The sequence below is a fragment of the Pseudoalteromonas sp. SG43-7 genome (assembly GCF_014164295.1).
Lineage (GTDB): Bacteria > Pseudomonadota > Gammaproteobacteria > Enterobacterales > Alteromonadaceae > Pseudoalteromonas > Pseudoalteromonas rhizosphaerae.
On sequence record NZ_JACJEY010000007.1, the window covers coordinates 1 to 18211 of the forward strand.

Sequence of the window (18211 nt, forward strand, 5' to 3'; positions counted from 1 at the left end):
CAGCTATCAGCTATCAGCCAAAAATAACTTATAGCTTAAATTTTTCAATTAGTTTTAATTCAAATTTTTTATAGCTATACTTTTATCAAACGCGTCAGCTAAAGCAAATTTAAATAATTTATCTAGGCTATTTTCTCCTACTCGCCCATGGGCAGATTATAGAATTTGATATCACGACAACAAAATGACTACGCCTTGGGGTATAGTAAAACCATCTCATTTACAGTTAGTACACCGATATAAATGTTCTGCTAAGAAATCAGAGCAAATGTACCAAAACCTCAAAAGACAGACATCTACACAAGATAAGTATTTATTTGAATTACAGAACCAATTACTAGATATTGTTGGTGATATTTCAGAAAAGACAGGAAGTTAATTTTGCTAGAATCTAAAAAATTAGTACCCAAAAAAAATCATCATTTTGTTTGGCGGCGTTATCTAGAAAATTGGCAGGTTGATAATAAATTAGCTTACTTTGCTACTAAAAAACATATTGCAGCAACTGAAACCGCGCTTGGAGTAGCTAAGCAAGATTTTTTTTATAAATTGGAACATATTGAAAATTATGAAGATCTATATATTAAGATCATTCTTAAGTTTATATCTGATTCTAATTACGAGATAAACCTTCATTACTACAATTCGTTTAAAGCTGCTTTAAAACAATCCGATAGTGTTAATAACTGGAAAATTAACCTTTTAGAGAATTATCATTCTAAAATAGAGGGTAAAATGCTTAAAGTTTTGCCTCAACTAAGTAATGGTGATTTTAATATCCTTGAAAACTCAGATTACTTTAAAGATTTTATGAATTTTCTTGGTCATCAGGCAACTAGGACTAAGGATTTAAAAGATAGTATTTTTTCTAAGTTAAATTTGTGGCCTAGATTTTCTTTAAATGAGAATTTTAGAGATGAAAAAGATATTGACATTCTATTGAGTGTATTTAGAAAACACTGGTGGTTTTTTAGTTTTGTCTTTGGGCAAAATTACGCTCTTAATCTCTTAACAAATTGTAATATCGATATTCATATCCCATTAATTAACTCTTCAGACATTTCATTTATTACTTCTGATTCACCAGTAGTAAGTCTTAAAAGTATTACTGGTAATGGTAAAGATCTCTATTTTCCAATCTCACCAAAGTTTGGGTATGTAATCTTACGTGATATAAAAACTAAATTTTTTAATGAGTTATGTACAACAGAAGATGTAAAATTATTTAACTCATTAATTGTTCAAAATTCACATCAAACTTATTTTGCAGATTCAGAATCTTCTATAAATGAATACAGAAAGTTATTTATGAAAACTCACTAGTGTCATTATATCTTATTGCTAACATTGTAAATAATTGATAAAAAGGGCTTTCGCCCTTTCCTTTAATATTACGTACGATAATTTATGGATTATTAACTACGACTCATAAAACTACATTACTTGATAGATTAGATCATTCAATTATTTTCAGCTCAATATTTTCGCTATTGAGTTTTTTATCAAAATCATCGGCTAGTTTTTCAGTCTCGCTAAATACTGTTCGCCAATATTTTATACGTGTATCCGCATCGAGATCTGTAAAGTCGTTTCTGTCGGGGATTTTTCCGTAAGGTAAGCTGGCGATGAATTTTTTAGAGGGTGTGATCATAACCACGTTATCATAATTTTCAGCGGCGACTTTACGTTTTAAGCTTTTATCAAACCACCCTGCTTTTGGATCTGAATTGAAATGTGGATATAGAATAAGTCCAGGATTGTTAATTTTAAAATCAAAGTGGTAATCAACAATACCACCATCGCGATACATACCAGGCGGCGATCCAGCTATATTTTTAATGCCTTGCATAACAAGTGGTATTGAGCCCGATGCGAGTAACGCATCCTTTAAGTTATCCGTTGTTAAGTCTAGTTGGGTGGTTTTAAATTTATAATTATCTTCAAGTTGAAAGTTACTGTTTGGAGCTTGATATATAAACCGCTCATATTGCTTTGTCAAAAATCGACGGTTAACTCGATTACTTAAATAGCTTTTTGTCAGCCCAAGCAGTTGCAACGCTTTTTGCTCACTGGCTACTAAGCCATTTGATTTAGCAACAATAAAATGTGATTTGAAAACTGGATTATTAATTATTTCAGCAACACCATTGTCGCCAAATACATCTTCTAGTAACGCACGGGCTTTAGTGGTTATTTCTTGCGGTGTTGGTTTATTACTCGAGTAACGAGTTTCACTGTATGATTTTGCTAACCGCGTAATGGCGGCAACGGGATCATTTTGTGAAAAACACGCAGCGCGAAAAGCGCCAGCCGATGATCCAATTAAATTGAGTTGCGATGATCGGTTTTTAAAAAACTCACCAAAAATATACTTATCTAAACCAAATAAAGTAAACCATTTAGGGCCACCGGATGCACCTAAAAAGGCATTAAAAAGGTCGGGCTTAAAACCTTGTTCTGTAATTATTTTTGCCGCAGTTTTACCTGCATATATATCAATCATAAAAATACTTAATCATTTTCAACAACCAGCAAGGTGAATACTTATGCAAAAAACCTCGCGACAATAGTCATGTTTAGTGCCAAATACCCTGCTCGGTTTTACCTTGAATGAGCACATTTTTTGCATTAAATTCAGGCTCAATACCTTCAGCTCGTTGCCTATTATAATCGTCTGTGACATTTAAAATAGTCGGGGTGAGCAGTATTATGGCAATTACATTGACAACTGTCATCAAGCCAAGAGCAATATCGGCTAAATCCCATACTTCTTTTAATGTGGCAGACGCCCCCCACATCATCATTGATAGATATAAAAATGTGTAAATGCCGCGCCCTACTTTATTATCGAGCTTAAATAAATGTAGGTTACTTTCGGCGTAAGCGTAATTAGCCACTACCGAGGTAAAGGCAAATAAAGTAATGGCTGCTGCTACAAAGTACACGCCCCCTTGTGCTAAATGTGCGGTCATTGCCGCTTGTGTTAAGCGAATGCCTGCCATCTCACCACTGATATCAATATCAGCCAGTAAGATGATCACTGCGGTACAACTACACAACACAATAGTATCAAAAAACACCCCGAGCATTTGAATATACCCTTGCGTTACTGGGTGATTTGGAATAGGCGACGCACTTGCTGATGCATGCGGCACACTACCTGCACCGGCCTCATTAGAATATAAACCACGTTGAATACCGTTTTTGATTGCCGCGCCCATTGCGCCTGCACCGGCTTCTTGCAGCCCAAAAGCAGATAAGAATATATCCTTCAACATAGCAGGCACTTGGGTGAAGTTAATCAAGGTAATAATCACAGCTGCCAGTACAAATACAATGCCCATCACCGGCACTACTCGCTCAGCAAAGCGGGCAATAGCTTTAAAGCCACCGAGTATAATAGAGCCTGCAAGTAGGGTTATGACTATGCCTGAATATAAGGTTGGAATTTCAAAAGCGAAATTAAGCGCATCAGTAATGGTGTTGGTTTGCATCGCGCTAAAAGTAAAGCCATAACCTAAGAATAAACACAACGCAAACGCGATAGCGAGACTACGACTGCCTATTCCTTGTTGAATATAATAAGCGGGGCCACCTCTAAATTCGCCTTGGCTATCGCGTACTTTATACACTTGGCCAAGTACGCTTTCTGCAAAACCAGTCGCCATGCCCAGTATGGCAATCACCCACATCCAAAATATGGCGCCACTGCCACCTAATGATATCGCAACAGCAACACCGGCTAAATTACCAGTTCCAACCCGCGCACTTAATCCTGTGCACAGTGCTTGAAACGAACTAATGTCGTTTTTATTGCATTTGCTACTGCCTTTGAGAAGGCTGAACATGTGTTTAAATTTTAAAATTTGAATCAGTTTTAAGCGTACTGAAAACCAAATACCTGTAAACAGTAAAATGTAGATCAGTATTTGTCCTTCACCCCAAAGCAGGTTATTTATACTGCCTACGATTAAATCAAACATGTTTGCCCTTGTTATTATTTTTCAACCTGCAATAGAATACATATGCTGAATTCAAGAATATTTAGTTGGCAATACTTTATCTTGCTGATATAAATTAGCAAGTATTGAGTGTATTAAAATAACAAAAAGTTATTTACAACACCCTACAATTCCCTTCATGATTGTTTGTCATAGCAATTATTAAATTTAATAGATGAATAGCTTATCGATTCGATACTACACACGAAAAATCCACAGCCACCAGCATCACTATCACCAACTTGTTTTACCACTTAGTGGCTATATAGAACTTGAAATGAATAATTTCGCGGCGCCTGTTGGTGTTGGTCAATGTGTTGTGATCCCTAAAAATACTCTACATGCGTTTAAATCAGATGAAAATGCGCGTTTTATAGTGGCCGATTTATTAGAGCTCCCTAATAACTTAACGACGATGAATGCCCCCTGTTTTAGTATTGACGATAAATTAATGAGCTATCTAAGTTTTACCCAAAAGCAGTTGCAAGGTGTAACTAACATAGATGAAGCAGCGTTATGTTTTAATTTATTTTTGGTGTTACTCAGGCAACAAACTACCAATGCGACTATTGATCCGCGGATAAATAACGTACTGTTATTAATAAAAAAAGATTTATCGATAGACTATACATTGAATGATATGGCTGCGGTTGCATGTTTAAGTGTTACTCAATTCAAAGCGGTTTTTAAGCAATGTATGCACACCAGCCCGGTTAAACATCACACGCAATTAAGAATGGAACATGCGCGTTCCTTACTTTGTTACTCTGATTTACCTATAGCAGTAATTGGTGAACAGGTTGGTTATAACGACCCATCAGCTTTTAGTCGCGCCTTCACTTGCTACTTCAAACAATCCCCACGAGACTTAAAAAAGCAGCTTTAGCGTCAACAATATCGCCTTTTAAGCACAGTGTTAGATAGTAAAATTGATAAACTACCTTTATCAATTAATTTTTAATTAAATGTTTGCTATGTCTACAATTTTCGGCGTATTAGCTATTTTTTTATGGGGCGCATTAGCATTGTTAGGTAATTTAACTAAAGCATTACCGGCTTTTCAATTACTATTTATGTGCTTCTTTGTGTCGTTCTTATTGCTGTTTATTAAACGGCTTGTTACCAAGCAGCCTTTGTTAACTCTGCCTACACTTGGTAAGGCGCAAACAATTATTGGCATAGTTGGTTTATTTGGTTTTCATTTTTGTTATTTTATGGCACTTAAATATGCACCATTGATCGAAATTAGCCTGATTGTATATTTATGGCCATTGTTATTGGGTGTTTTTGTCGCGCGGTCTGAAAACAAAATAAATGCGATTATAGGCGGGCTGGTTGGTTTTATAGGGATCGTGTTTTTAATTAGTGATGGCAGTGGTTTTACTATCAATAGCCAGTACTTTTTAGGCTACCTATTTGCTGCGAGTTGTGCGCTATTATGGTCGAGTTATTCATTGTTCATGACTCGCTTTGATAATCACGTTGATGATATTGGTTGGCTTTCTCTTTATGTAGCTATTTTGGCCTTATTGGCACATATATATTTTGAACAAACAGTCACACGTTTTTCATTAACGCAGACTGTAGGTATTTTTTTGTTAGGGTTAGGACCTGTCGGTGGCGCATTTTACTTATGGGACATCGCTTTAAAAAGAGGTAATAAAACGTTACTCGCCTCTTTGAGTTTTTTAACACCGCTACTATCTACCGTGTTACTGGTTATGGCTCAACAAATACATTTTTCATGGTCAGTTTTAATTGCATTGGCATTTGTTTTAATTGGCGCAGCGATCAGTAATTATAAATGCAGGCCTCGGGTCGTTAATGCGAGCCATTTATGACTCGCTTATTAATTACAAACTAACAACACCGGATACTTATCCAACTCACACGCAACTGATCGGAATAAATTTATCAATACTAATTAGTTAGCTACAGCAACAGGATGGGTATTGTTTGCTGGGTATTGCTCAGTAAAATAGTTATTACCTGCCAATAAACCTAATTTATAATCACGACGTAGATCATTGGTTGAACTACCAAGTAATTTGCTCGAAAGCTTTTGGTTTGCAAAAATTTGTATTATTTCTACATCTTTAGGAGGATTGGCAATAAATGCTAACTCATCCTCATACGCTTGTTCGTGTTGTAATAAGTAATCTAAGGTTTTTGGGCAATATCCTGATGCACAAACAAACGCTTTTAACTTGTTTACCCATGCCGACTGCGCTTGAAAGTCTTGATCAACTGTGCGGATCACCACAATTTTACGTGCACCACGATTGTAGGCCTCGCGCACTGGTAGTGGCGCAGCAAGGCCACCATCTAGGTAAAAGTCTGACTCAGCGTGTACGTCGGTTTTATCTATTTCATTAGCAGCTAATGCATTTAACCATGGCGTGAGTTTTACACCTTGTTTATATAAAAATGGCAGTGCACTTGACGCTTTTAATAGATCTCGCCATTGCTGGCCTTCACCGGTTGGTGATAAAAAATAAGGTTTTCGATCACGGGCATTAGTGGCGGTAATAAGTAACTCCCGTTCACCCAAACTGGCTTTTGCAGTTTTAAAATCAAGTGCTCTGTTAACTTCGGTAGTTTTATCAAAGTACCAGTCTAAGTCGACTATATGTTTACCTACTAAACCACGGCCTAATTGAAAAAATCGTTTGTGACGCGAAAGCCCTCTTATTAAGCGTTTGGCATACCCTTTTTGGCGAGCTAAATAGCTAGTAAGATTTTGTGAACCTGCTGAAGTACCAATAAATAAATCGAATGGGTCATATTCATGTTCAAGCCATGCATCGAGTACACCTGCGGTGAAGATCCCTCGTTGCCCACCACCTTCCGCGATCAATGCTGTTTTATCGAAAGTATTTGTGATTTTGGGGTCTTGAGGTTTCAAAATATGCCTTCCTTTGTAATTACTTTACTGGTTTATACCTTCATTTTAATGTGTTTAAATCAAACGTTAAAATTGATTATATAAATCGAATTGATTATAAAAACAGAACGCAAGCTTAAATAAGATTAGTGCTGTGTTTTGCACTTTTAAGTAGAGTTCAGAAACTAGTAAACTTTGTGTATTAGCTAGTTTCTGTATTGTAACGGGAGTTAAGTGTACCTTAGCTTAATTTTCAGTGGTTATGCTTTTATTGACCGTAAAATCTCCAACGCGTGATGACGGTCGCTACTTTGGTAAAGATCATTGGTAAAAATGAATTCATCGACACCAAGCTCTTTGACTATCATATTTAGCTTATGAGCAATGGTCACAGGACTCCCTACCACAGATAATCCTAAAAAGTTTTCAACTTGAGCCTCCTCTTGCTCATTCCATAATCCAGCCATGCTTTTAACGGGAGCTTTTAGCCATAAAGGATCACCACGTAACAGTGCTAAGATACGCTGTTTTGACGTGGTTGCTAAAAACTGTGCATGTTCATCGCTATCTGCTGCAACAATCGGTAAGCCAAGCATTACATAAGGTTTGTCTAACACATCAGAAGGTTGAAATTCACGGCGGTATAAAGCGATTGCATCATAAACAAAACGCGGTGCAAAGTGGCCAGCAAACACATAAGGGAGGCCTTTTTTAGCTGCTAGTTGCGCACTATATAAACTGGAACCAAGTAACCAAATAGGTACATTGGTATTCTCGCCAGGAATAGCGCGAACAGGGTGACTACCATCGTAAGGGCCCAATAAAGTTTGCAGTTCAGTGACTTCATCGGCAAAGTTTTCAGCGCGTCGTTCATCTCGGCGCAGAGCACGACTGGTTATATGATCGCTACCTGGTGCGCGACCTAAACCTAAATCAATACGCCCAGGGTATAAACTCTCTAACGTGCCGTATTGCTCTGCAACAATCAGTGGCGGGTGATTTGGTAACATAACGCCACCAGCACCTACTCGTATAGTTTTAGTTTGCCCTGCTATGTGGCCAATTAATACAGAGGTTGCCGCGCAGACAATTCCCGGCATATTATGATGTTCAGCCATCCAAAATCGGTTAAAACCGAGTTCATCAGCTTTTTGTGCATAAGCGACACTATTTGCAAGAGTACTTGAGACGGTGGCATCTTCTTTCATTGGGCTAAGCTCAAGTAAAGAAAACGGTATTGCAGATAACCCAGACATGCGTACTCCTCATTGCCTTTAATAAGTGATAAAGATAGTCAAAATAATTTAACCATCATTACATTAATGGGTCTGCTGGGTGGTTAATTCAATCATTGATTTTAACTACTCAATTGATCCTGTCGATTAAGCTAAGTGCAGAGTGATTATTGCATTAAATGCACTTACACTCATTCAATGCAATTACAATACACTAAATAAACTACACACGTTATTAGCTGTATCAAACATAACAATATGATTTATAAATATTATTTTTATTTTAAATGTTTTGGATCAGGTATGCGTAATTGTTTAACGAGTGGGTGATTTATTTTTTTCATTTCTATTAATACTAATTGAGCAACTTCTCGAGCACCAAGTTCATTGAAATGGGTATTGTCTTCTACGCCCATAGGGTAATTTGGATGTAAGTTAGGTGCTATATGCATAAAACGTAGGCGTGAGTTGATCCCACCAAGCTTTTGAAAATACTGTTGGGTCACCCGTTCCATGTCAATAAAATCGACCCCTGTCTGTTTAGCTACATCTCTTACTATATCAGCGTAAATAGGATGGGTGTCCTTGATCTGACCTTTTTCATCAAAATAACGACGCGTTACCGGGGTCATCAGTAATGGCTGTGCCTGCTTTGCTCTTACTTCAGCAATAAAATTAACTAGGTTTTGCTTATATTGCTCTGGTGTAGTGTAGCGGTCTACTTTCTGTTTTGACTGATCGTTATGACCAAATTGAATGATCACAAAATCATCTTTATTAAGTTCATTTATAATGCCCGCCCACAAGCCTTCACTGATAAAGGTGCGTGTACTACGACCATTTTTAGCACGATTTTTAACGTCGATGCTGTCATTAAAAAAGATACTAAAGGGCATTCCCCAACCTGTTTCAGGGTAATCCTTCACTTCTTTAATTGACATGGTTGAATCCCCTGCCATAAAAAGCTGAACTTTAGTAGTTGCTGACATACTTGAAAAACTCACCATGATAAATATTGCTGCTATTAATTTTCCCATTCTACTCGCTCTTTATTGTTTTTAAAAAATCAGTTTAGCTCTTTATAAAATTATCTTTTGTAATTGAGTGAAAAAATAATTTTACTTAATTGTGGTTGTCGTTATAAACATACCATCAACTGCCACCGGTGGCAAATAACAAGTTAAATCATGGTGCTGAATAAAATTAAACCAAGACTTAATGTGCATTTACTGCCAAATAAATGTAAATAAAACATAAAAAATGTAATTTATTAGGTTTGACAATATGCTTTTTTAGATATAGCTTGATTCCTATGCCACCGGTAGCATTTGTATTTAGCTGATATTGCTATCGATTCAAATCATAGTTTTATGACATTTAATCATAGACTTATATTTGACTGGCTAAATAAAGTAATAAAAATAAAAACTCAAATCAACAGCATAAAAAAGGAACACACAATGAAGACTGCAAATAAGTTCGTTCTCAAGCCACTTAACTGCATTGTTAGTGCCTTACTACTGGGCACAACATCGTATGCAATCGCAGCCGATGAACAGCCACAAACAGATACTAAAGCCCAAAATGACATTGAGTTAATTCAAGTAACTGGATTTAGATCATCATTAAATAAATCGTTAGCAACTAAACGTTTTGAAGTAAATACCACTGAATCTATCGCGGCTGAAGATATTGGTAAATTCCCTGATCTGAATATCGCCGAATCATTACAACGTATTCCTGGGGTAGCTATTTCTCGTGAAGGTGGTGAAGGTAGGCAAATTACCTTACGTGGTTTAGGTCCTGCATTTACACGTACTACCTTAAACGGTATGGAAGTACCTGCTAGTACCGATGGCACCGACTCTGGTGGCGGCGTAAATGGTGGCCGTGCATTTGACTTTAATATATTTGCATCCGAACTATTTAATCGTGTTGATATCCAAAAAACGCCCACGGCCGCAACTGAAGAAGGTGGTATAGCGGGCACTGTTGATATGTATTCTGCACGTCCGTTTGACACAACAGGCTTTCATGTTGCAGCGTCTGCGCAAGCCGGTTATAACGACCTCACTGAAGAAGTCGACCCACGGATGGTATTTATGATCAGCAACACATTTGCTGATGATACAATCGGGGCTTTATTCTCTGTCGCAAAATCTGAACGCACCGTGCGCCAAGAAGGCTTTGGTACAGTACGCTGGACCACCCCCGTACTTGATGGTGGCGGTATATACGCAGATACTTCTAATACTGAAGTAATTGGCACACCCAACACCGGTAATTGTGAATTTGAAGGGCAAAGCGTTGATCCAGTAAACTGTTTATATACCCCTCGCCTGCCTCGTCCTGATTTTTTTGGTAATGAACAAGACCGCTTAGGTTTTACCGGATCTTTACAATATGCCCCAAATGATGATCTCGTTCTTACCTTAGATACATTACATTCGACACTCGATAATGACCGTACTATGTACAACTTTTTCGAGATGTTTAGAAACACATTCAGCGAAATTACTCCTGAATCGATTACCATTGCTGACAATGGCAAACAGATCCAAGCAGCGACATTTAACGGCGTTAAATCTCGAGTAGAAAGCCGTCAGCAGATTTCAAAAACAAAATTTCAACAATACGTATTCTCAGCTAAATATCACTTATCTGATTACCTTCGATTAGACGCTATGGTGGGCACTGCTGAATCGGATGCTCGCTCTGAGCAGTATCGTTATAACATGACTAATAACACACCTCATAGAGTATCGATGGATTTTGGCACCAGCAATAATACCGCTGTGATGAATTACGATTACGATACTCTAGATGCCAACTCTTTTGATTTAGCCGATGGGCGCTTACGTGCAACAGATGTACTGCGCGAAAATGACACCGCTAAAATTGATTTATCATACGAGATGGATATGATGAATATCAAAGGCGGTATAGCCTATAACGACAGAACGGTTAGTTACGATGAATCACAAATAAACGGTTTTCCTGATCAAGATTCTGCAGCTGGATTTTCTCAGTTAATGCCCTACGATGATTTTGGCAGCGGTTATGACGGCACGTTATCACCCTTTATAGTGGCTGATTTTGATGCAATAAATTCACAGCTTTTAGTTAAAGAGTGGGTGCCACGCAGTGCACAAAGCTGGAAAGTTGAAGAAGAAACAATGGCTGCCTATGTGGAAACTAATTTTGAATATGAAATTTCCGATATGCTACTACGCACAAATGCAGGTGTTCGCTATGTAAAAACTGAAACCACATCAACAGGTTTTATTCAAACTGATGCGGTATCAATCGACAATAGCTATGACAATGTTTTACCGGTGCTAAATTTAGCCCTTGATGCAACCGATGATGTGATTGTAAGGCTGGGTTTATCTAAAACCATGACCCGCCCGAGTTTGAGTTCACTCAATCCTGGTAATCCATCGTTTTCTTATTTAAACGGCACTGTTAGTGCGGGTAACCCATTCTTAGACCCTTTCACCTCTACCAATACAGACGTTGGTGTTGAATGGTACTTTGCAGAAGAGTCGCTATTAGCAGCAACAGCGTTTTACAAAGACATTGGCTCTTTTATAAAAAGTGATAGTGAAGAAAAACTCGTCGATCCTGCTTATTTACCCTTTATTGATAATGATCCGCAATATGATCCATCAAGTGCGCTCGATCCTAGAACTACCCCTTACACACATTTCGTCCCTGTAAATGGACAAGGTACTGTGATCAAAGGGCTTGAACTTATTTATCAGCAACCTTTTTCATTCCTACCTGGGTTGTTAAAAAATATGGGGTTAGTGTCTAACTATACGTATGTCTCTGCAGGTGAAATTACCGGCCTTTCTAAAAATTCTTATAACTTTACCCTGTATTATGAAGAAGAAAACTATGGCGCTCGTGCCTCAGTAAATAAACGCGACAATTACATCACAGATTACACGGGTAACAATGGTAATGCCGAAGAAGCGACATCTGGTCCAACACATTTTGACCTATCTGCTTTTTATAATATTAATGAAAATGTCACTGTAACATTTGAAGCTATTAACCTTACCGATGAGTATGAACGCCTATATACAACAGGTGATGGCAGTTTAGATTTACCGCGTGAATATAATCATACCGGCCGACAGTTCTTTTTAGGAATACGCTACAACTTGTAAAACAGTATTTAAATTTTAAACTCCCCTAAGGAAAACAGCTTAATTAACATTTTAATTAAGCTGTTTTTTTACGCACAATACCAACAACTCAATGTTAATTGCCTTTCTTAATTGATAATCAAAAATTACTCACATACTAACAAAAATATTCTTATATTGTTTTTATACGACTAAAGTAGCGCATCCATTATTTATAATTAAAATACAATGCCACCGGTGGCAAATAATCAGTTAAATCATAGTACTTATAGATAATGTTGCACTTGAATAGTATTCGTATGCTGTTCTAAATGTAAATTAATGATGAATAATGTTATGTTTTTCATTTGACTTCGCATCAATAACGCTATATTTTTCATTTTGTGCCACCGGTAGCAAGCCATTTCATAAAACACTTTGCTACTTGCTTTCTCGTTGTTTTTCCCATTATGGATTATGAGGTTAGGTGCAATAAAAATCAGAACAAGGACATGACAAACACTCTCTTTTAAGTCATGTTAACTTAATAACAATAAGTAGAACGTGGAACCACTATGACAACCAGCACACACAATTTTAAACTTAGTAAGTTAATGACCAATTTAATACTCAGTGGCGCATTGACCAGTGGCTTAGCATATGCAGCCCCTCAAGATGAAGCTGTTGCTGATGATCAACTTGAAGTGATCGAAGTAAAAGGTTTTCGCGGTAGTATCAATGCCGCTTTAATGTCTAAGCGTGAAGCCGTAGGCACCCGTGAAACCATCATTGCAGAAGATATTGGTAAATTTCCTGACTTAAATGTGGCAGATTCTCTTTCACGCGTACCTGGTATCTCTATTGAGGAGGATGCGGGTGAAGGTCGTCAAATTACCATTCGCGGTTTAGGTTCTCGTTACGTTAAAACCACAATTAATGGCATGGAATCAGCATCTGCTGGTGCTGCTACTGATGCGGCTGGTGGTTCTAATACCTCTCGTGCTTTTGATTTTAACGTATTCGCATCTGAACTGTTTACCCAAATAGATATTAATAAAACCGTTTCTGCTGAACTTGAAGACGGTGGCATCTCAGGCAATGTTAACTTACAAACGGCGCGTCCATTTCAATATGATGGCTTTAAAGGCGCTTACAATGTCAATGCTCGTTATAGTGATGTTGATGAGGATGTATCGCCTCGTGCTTCTTTTATGCTCAGTAATAACTGGGATAATAAGTTTGGTGTACTTGCCTCTATTGCATACTCTGATGGCACAGTACAAAGTGAAGGCTCTTCAACTGGACGTTGGACTGTAAACAATCCAAGCTTTGTCGAAGATGGTTTACCTGTTGGTCAAGGCGGCTCAAATTATCTTACCGTAGCACCGAAAACATTACTAATGCCAAACGGGAATTACACCAATGAAAATTTAGATGGATTATATTTACCGCGTATTCCTCGCTATTCATTGTATTCAAAACAACAAAAACGTCTTGGTGCAACAATTGCTTTTCAATATGCGCCTACTGATGATCTCTCATTCAACTTAGATGTGTTGCATGCAAGCTTGGATAATGATTCTGAAGAATATCACTACGAAGTATTATTACGAGATCAAAAAGATATCGTCCCTGAAAACATTTATGTCGATGCCAACAACACCATAGTCGCAGGTGCATATTCAAACGCCATTATCCGTTCAGAAACACGCAAAGATACATCTGAATCAACTTTTGATCAAGTTAGCTTTACTGGAAATTGGTTTATTAACGATCGTTTTAAAATGAACTTCCTAATAGGCCAAGGTAAATCAGATTTAGACATTCCGAATATGACCACCTTTGCCCTAGATAGTAATCAATCTACCGTGGCCTATAGTTTTAATAGTAATATAGACCCATTATCATTAATTAATAACCCGGGCGGACAAGCGATTGGTAGCGGTGAGTTAAACACTAATATGCCATCATTTGCATTTGCCGCAGGTCAGGCACCTGGCGGGAATTATAGTAAAGATGAAATAGCGTCGGTGATGACAGATCCAACTAATTACACCGCTGGTTTAGTACGTAATCGCTCGCAAACAATTGAAAGTGAAAACAAAACTATTAGAGTTGATTTTACATACGAGATTAACGATGAATATACGGTTAAGTTTGGTGTTGGTCAGCGTAGTTTTGAAACAGAACAACACTATAATTTAAATAACTGGAAAGACATCAATAGAGAAACAAACAAAACATCAGGCGCAATAGCAGAAGAGCGTGTTATATCGCTAGATGCAGCCCAAATTGATGGCAGCTTGTTTAATACCACTTTAGATAAACAAGGTGTAAGTTTTGGTAACAACGCTTCAATTCCTGGTTCATCAACGCTTAACAGTAGTACTTGGTTAGCACCTGATTATAATGCCATGTACAACGCCTTTGCTGGGGCAGACTTTTTTCAAGCCAAAGAAGATTTTAGACGCACTTATTATATTAAAGAAGAAGTTGCTACAGCATTTGTCCAGTTAGATTTCAGAAACTACATATTTGATAAAGAGCTACGTGGTAATGTTGGTGTGCGTTATGTTGATAACAAAAACACCAGTCGTATCGTAAATTTAGATCATATTTACAAAGATGGTTTCACTGCGGGACGTGGCGACGGTGCAAACTATGCTGCAGGTTATGGTTGGCGTGAGTCTGTGAGTGAAGGAGATGAATGGCTGCCATCATTAAACCTTGCTTACGATATCACTGAGGACTTAGTCGGTCGCTTTAGTTATTCACACGCAATTACTCGCCCAAAATTATCTGATTTACGTTCTTCAATCAGTATTAATACGCCGAGTATTGATGATCCATCAGCGACAATTAAGATGGGTGCAGGCCCGTCACTCAAGCCTTATAAAGCGAAACAATATGATGTTGGTTTAGAGTGGTACTTTGCTGAAGAATCGCTGCTTGCAACATCACTGTTTTATAAAAATATTTCGGGTTTAACAAAAGCAAGTTCTGAGCAAGTTTTATCACAAGCCGATCTTGATAGACTTGGTATCGACCTTGGCGACACAGATCCTAGCACTGTGACTTGGCAAGTATCGCAACTTGTCAATACCGATGCTGAAGGCATGTGGGGCGCAGAATTTATTTATCAACAGCCTTTTACCTTCTTGCCTGAACCATTTAATGCCTTAGGTTTACAAACTAACTACACCTATATTGATTATACACGTGATATAGAAGACCCATTTTATGGCACGCAACTTAACTTAGTAGAAGAAGAAACATCAAAGAACACATACAACATAACCTTGTACTATCAAGTAGACGATTGGTCGGCTCGTTTTTCTTATAACTACCGAAGTGGCTATAACAAACAATATTTAGACGAATATAAAGATGAATCAACCTTTGTGCGTGGTTATGATGCAAAGGCGAAGCTTAATTTCTCTGCCCGCTACAAGTTAACAGAGAAAATGAGTGTTTCATTTGAAGCCGTTAATTTAACAGATGAAAAACAAGATATGTGGAATGATATTTACACGCCACGCCCTTACGAAAACCTTTCATCAGGTCGCCAGTTTTTAGTGGGTGTAAGGGGCACTTTCTAAACTTAATCAACACATAGCCTCGTTAACTGAGGCTATGTCTGCAATATAATACTCTCCCCCGTGCATAATCGATGATTTTTACTATCGATTATTTTATTAGTCACTAATTTTAAATAACTTTTTCAAAAACAATAAGTCTTTGAAAATTTAAACTTTGTAGTAAAATCACATTGCCACCGGTGGCAATAACTGCTAATGTTAACCTATTATAATAATTCCAATTACAGCAGCAGGATACAAGATGAATAATCAACGACGCTATTTTCTTAAAGCATTAGCTTCTAGCACTTTGGTAACAGCAACTTTAATGGGCTGTCAGTCAGCGCCTTTGCTCAATGTTTTTGAAGCGCCTATTAGCGCAGACGATTGGCAAATGGCTGAACATATAAAAGCTAAGATAGTCGTCCCAACCTTCCCTGCTAAGCAATTTAATATTAAAGACTTTGGTGCAAAAGAAAATGGTCAACATGATTGTACACAGGCCATTAAAAACGCCATTGAAGCCTGCCACGCACAAGGAGGTGGTCAGGTCTACATTCCAAATGGCACCTACTTGACCGGTGCCATTCATTTACTTTCTAACGTAAATTTACACTTGGCTGATAAGGCAATATTAAGTTTCAGCACTGATCCTAATCATTACTTACCAGAGGTATTTACTCGCTGGGAAGGCTTAGAAATGATGGGCTACTCACCACTGATTTATGCTTATGAACAAGAAAACATTGCCATCACAGGTAAAGGAACACTGCAAGGAAATGGTGATAACCAAACATGGTGGCCTTGGAAGGGACCACACAAGGAAGGTCATTGGGATTTAATTAAAGATAGCCAAGGTAAAGTATTGCACCAGCGTGAAGCACGTGATCAGTTAATGGTTGATGCCGAAGCTGGTGTGCCTGTCAGCCAACGTATATACAGTACTGGTGCCTATTTACGCCCTCCTTTTATTCAACCGTATAAATGTAAAAATATTTTAATCGAAGGCGTAACAATTAAAAACTCACCTTTTTGGTTAGTGAACCCGGTTTTATGCCAAAGTGTTACGGTTGATAACGTCAATTTTTCAAGCCATGGTCCTAATTCAGACGGCTGTGATCCAGAAAGTTGTGACCACGTGCACATTAAAAACTGTGTCTTTGATACCGGTGATGATTGTATCGCGATCAAATCGGGCCGAAATGCTGATGGTCGCCGTGTTGGGGTAGCATCGCAAAACATTGTTATTGAAAACTGCCATATGAAAGAAGGCCATGGTGGTGTTGTGATCGGCAGTGAGATATCTGGCGGTGTAAATAATGTCTTTGTGCAAAACTGCACCATGGACAGCCCCCACCTAGAGCGCGCTATTCGTATCAAAACTAACTCAGTACGTGGCGGTTTGATCGAGCATATTCGCATACGTAACATCGAAGTTGGCACGGTTAAAAATGCTGTTGTGATCAACTTTTTTTATGAAGAAGGCGATGCGGGACAGTTCGACCCAACAGTTCGTGATATTCAAATTGAAAACCTACATTGTAAAAATGTGTTGAGTAAGGCTTTTTACCTCAATGGCTTTGCACGCGCACCAATGAACGATATCCATTTTATCGACTGTCATTTTGACCAAGTGGGTGATGATTCTATTGTTGCTAATGTGAATAACATGAGCTTAACCAATGTCACTTTAAACAAACAGCCGTTAACTATGGCTCAATTACAAAAATAATAAGTATTAATAGGAAAATTGTATGACCGTGTTTTCAACATTATTAGGCAACCAACCTATATTGCCTATCATCCAAGCAAACAGTAGTGAAGAAGGTGTGGCTATTGCCACTGCAATGCACAAGGCTGGCATTCATTTAGTGGAAGTTGTGCTGCGAACGCCAGCTTCCCTTGACGCATTAATCGCGATTAAAAAAGCACTACCCGATTTATGCGTTGGTGCCGGCACGATTACTGATCAAGCATTACTTGCAAAAAGTCTTGCCGCCGGCAGTGATTTTATTGTTACTCCTGCGGTATCACCACGATTACTCGATGCCCTTAGTCAATCTTCTGTGCCCGTTGTGCCGGGTGTTTCAAACACCGCCGATATTTTACTTGCTAAAGAATATGGCTTTACTGAGCAAAAATTATTTCCTGCCTCTTTGTGTGGTGGCGAGCAGTTTTTAAAAGCAGTCAGCAGCGTATTTGCTGATATTCGCTTTTGCCCAACAGGTGGCATTAATGAACAAAACTTTAAAGACTATTTAGCACTTAATAATGTGATGGCCGTGGGGGGTACTTGGGTTGCACAACCACAATGGGTACAAAGTAAAGACTATGACAAAATCACGCAAGCCTGCCTTCAGGTACTAAACAACAACTAATT

Annotated in this window: 12 protein-coding genes; 7 read left to right on the forward strand and 5 right to left on the reverse strand. The window is 38.1% G+C overall.

The annotated features are described in order from the left end of the window. Nucleotides 1–381 precede the first annotated feature (381 nt). Complete coding sequence (locus H5200_RS04425) at nucleotides 382–1323, forward strand: DUF4238 domain-containing protein (protein ID WP_182761021.1); 942 nt, start codon at nucleotides 382–384, stop codon at nucleotides 1321–1323. A gap of 133 nt (nucleotides 1324–1456) precedes the next feature. Here H5200_RS04425 and H5200_RS04430 read toward each other — a convergent pair whose 3' ends face one another. Together H5200_RS04430 and H5200_RS04435 are read right to left on the reverse strand one after the other, a co-directional pair. Beyond that, the gene (locus H5200_RS04430; protein ID WP_182761022.1) at nucleotides 1457–2503 is read right to left on the reverse strand and encodes a patatin-like phospholipase family protein; all 1047 of its coding nucleotides are present in this window, start codon (nucleotides 2501–2503) and stop codon (nucleotides 1457–1459) included. A gap of 73 nt (nucleotides 2504–2576) precedes the next feature. Further along, on the reverse strand, nucleotides 2577–3983 hold the full coding sequence (locus H5200_RS04435) for a sodium:alanine symporter family protein (RefSeq protein ID WP_182717275.1): 1407 nt from the start codon (nucleotides 3981–3983) through the stop codon (nucleotides 2577–2579). A gap of 193 nt (nucleotides 3984–4176) precedes the next feature. On the opposite strand from H5200_RS04435, the gene H5200_RS04440 reads away from it, so the two are divergent. Both H5200_RS04440 and H5200_RS04445 read left to right on the forward strand, forming a co-directional pair. Then, nucleotides 4177–4887: an AraC family transcriptional regulator gene (locus H5200_RS04440; RefSeq protein WP_145239052.1), complete on the forward strand. Its 711-nt coding sequence runs from the start codon at nucleotides 4177–4179 to the stop codon at nucleotides 4885–4887. Nucleotides 4888–4975: 88 nt separating this feature from the next. Beyond that, a complete protein-coding gene (locus H5200_RS04445; protein ID WP_182757804.1) occupies nucleotides 4976–5842 on the forward strand; it encodes a DMT family transporter in 867 nt (288 codons plus the stop codon). An 83-nt stretch (nucleotides 5843–5925) separates the two neighbouring features. Here the strand turns inward: H5200_RS04445 and H5200_RS04450 are convergent, their stop codons facing one another. The 3 genes from H5200_RS04450 to H5200_RS04460 all read right to left on the reverse strand — a co-directional run bounded on the left by H5200_RS04450 (nucleotide 5926) and on the right by H5200_RS04460 (nucleotide 9157). Further along, the gene (locus tag H5200_RS04450; protein WP_145239058.1) at nucleotides 5926–6906 is read right to left on the reverse strand and encodes a patatin family protein; all 981 of its coding nucleotides are present in this window, start codon (nucleotides 6904–6906) and stop codon (nucleotides 5926–5928) included. A gap of 239 nt (nucleotides 6907–7145) precedes the next feature. Continuing rightward, entirely contained in the window at nucleotides 7146–8141 is a 996-nt protein-coding gene (locus H5200_RS04455) for an LLM class flavin-dependent oxidoreductase (protein WP_182761023.1), read from the reverse strand. Between the two features lie 257 nt (nucleotides 8142–8398). Continuing rightward, entirely contained in the window at nucleotides 8399–9157 is a 759-nt protein-coding gene (locus tag H5200_RS04460) for a rhamnogalacturonan acetylesterase (protein WP_182761024.1), read from the reverse strand. 423 nt (nucleotides 9158–9580) lie between these two features. On the opposite strand from H5200_RS04460, the gene H5200_RS04465 reads away from it, so the two are divergent. From H5200_RS04465 to eda, 4 genes are all read left to right on the forward strand, one after another. Continuing rightward, nucleotides 9581–12295 (forward strand): TonB-dependent receptor, encoded by a 2715-nt coding sequence (locus H5200_RS04465; RefSeq protein WP_182761025.1) that lies wholly within the window; start codon nucleotides 9581–9583, stop codon nucleotides 12293–12295. A gap of 533 nt (nucleotides 12296–12828) precedes the next feature. After that, entirely contained in the window at nucleotides 12829–15852 is a 3024-nt protein-coding gene (locus tag H5200_RS04470; protein ID WP_182761026.1) for a TonB-dependent receptor, read from the forward strand. 241 nt (nucleotides 15853–16093) lie between these two features. Continuing rightward, complete coding sequence (locus H5200_RS04475; protein WP_182731219.1) at nucleotides 16094–17563, forward strand: glycoside hydrolase family 28 protein; 1470 nt, start codon at nucleotides 16094–16096, stop codon at nucleotides 17561–17563. 22 nt (nucleotides 17564–17585) lie between these two features. Next, complete coding sequence (eda, locus tag H5200_RS04480) at nucleotides 17586–18209, forward strand: bifunctional 4-hydroxy-2-oxoglutarate aldolase/2-dehydro-3-deoxy-phosphogluconate aldolase (protein WP_145239081.1); 624 nt, start codon at nucleotides 17586–17588, stop codon at nucleotides 18207–18209. Nucleotides 18210–18211 lie beyond the last annotated feature (2 nt).

Excerpts from the sequence above, each read along its gene's own strand:
- H5200_RS04475 (WP_182731219.1), top strand. The coding sequence starts at position 16,094 with ATGAATAATCAACGACGCTATTTTCTTAAAGCATTAGCTTCTAGCACT.
- H5200_RS04455 (WP_182761023.1), bottom strand. The coding sequence starts at position 8,141 with ATGTCTGGGTTATCTGCAATACCGTTTTCTTTACTTGAGCTTAGCCCA.
- H5200_RS04435 (WP_182717275.1), bottom strand. The coding sequence starts at position 3,983 with ATGTTTGATTTAATCGTAGGCAGTATAAATAACCTGCTTTGGGGTGAA.
- H5200_RS04440 (WP_145239052.1), top strand. The coding sequence starts at position 4,177 with ATGAATAGCTTATCGATTCGATACTACACACGAAAAATCCACAGCCAC.
- H5200_RS04465 (WP_182761025.1), top strand. The coding sequence starts at position 9,581 with ATGAAGACTGCAAATAAGTTCGTTCTCAAGCCACTTAACTGCATTGTT.
- eda (WP_145239081.1), top strand. The coding sequence starts at position 17,586 with ATGACCGTGTTTTCAACATTATTAGGCAACCAACCTATATTGCCTATC.
- H5200_RS04460 (WP_182761024.1), bottom strand. The coding sequence starts at position 9,157 with ATGGGAAAATTAATAGCAGCAATATTTATCATGGTGAGTTTTTCAAGT.
- H5200_RS04430 (WP_182761022.1), bottom strand. The coding sequence starts at position 2,503 with ATGATTGATATATATGCAGGTAAAACTGCGGCAAAAATAATTACAGAA.
- H5200_RS04470 (WP_182761026.1), top strand. The coding sequence starts at position 12,829 with ATGACAACCAGCACACACAATTTTAAACTTAGTAAGTTAATGACCAAT.
- H5200_RS04445 (WP_182757804.1), top strand. The coding sequence starts at position 4,976 with ATGTCTACAATTTTCGGCGTATTAGCTATTTTTTTATGGGGCGCATTA.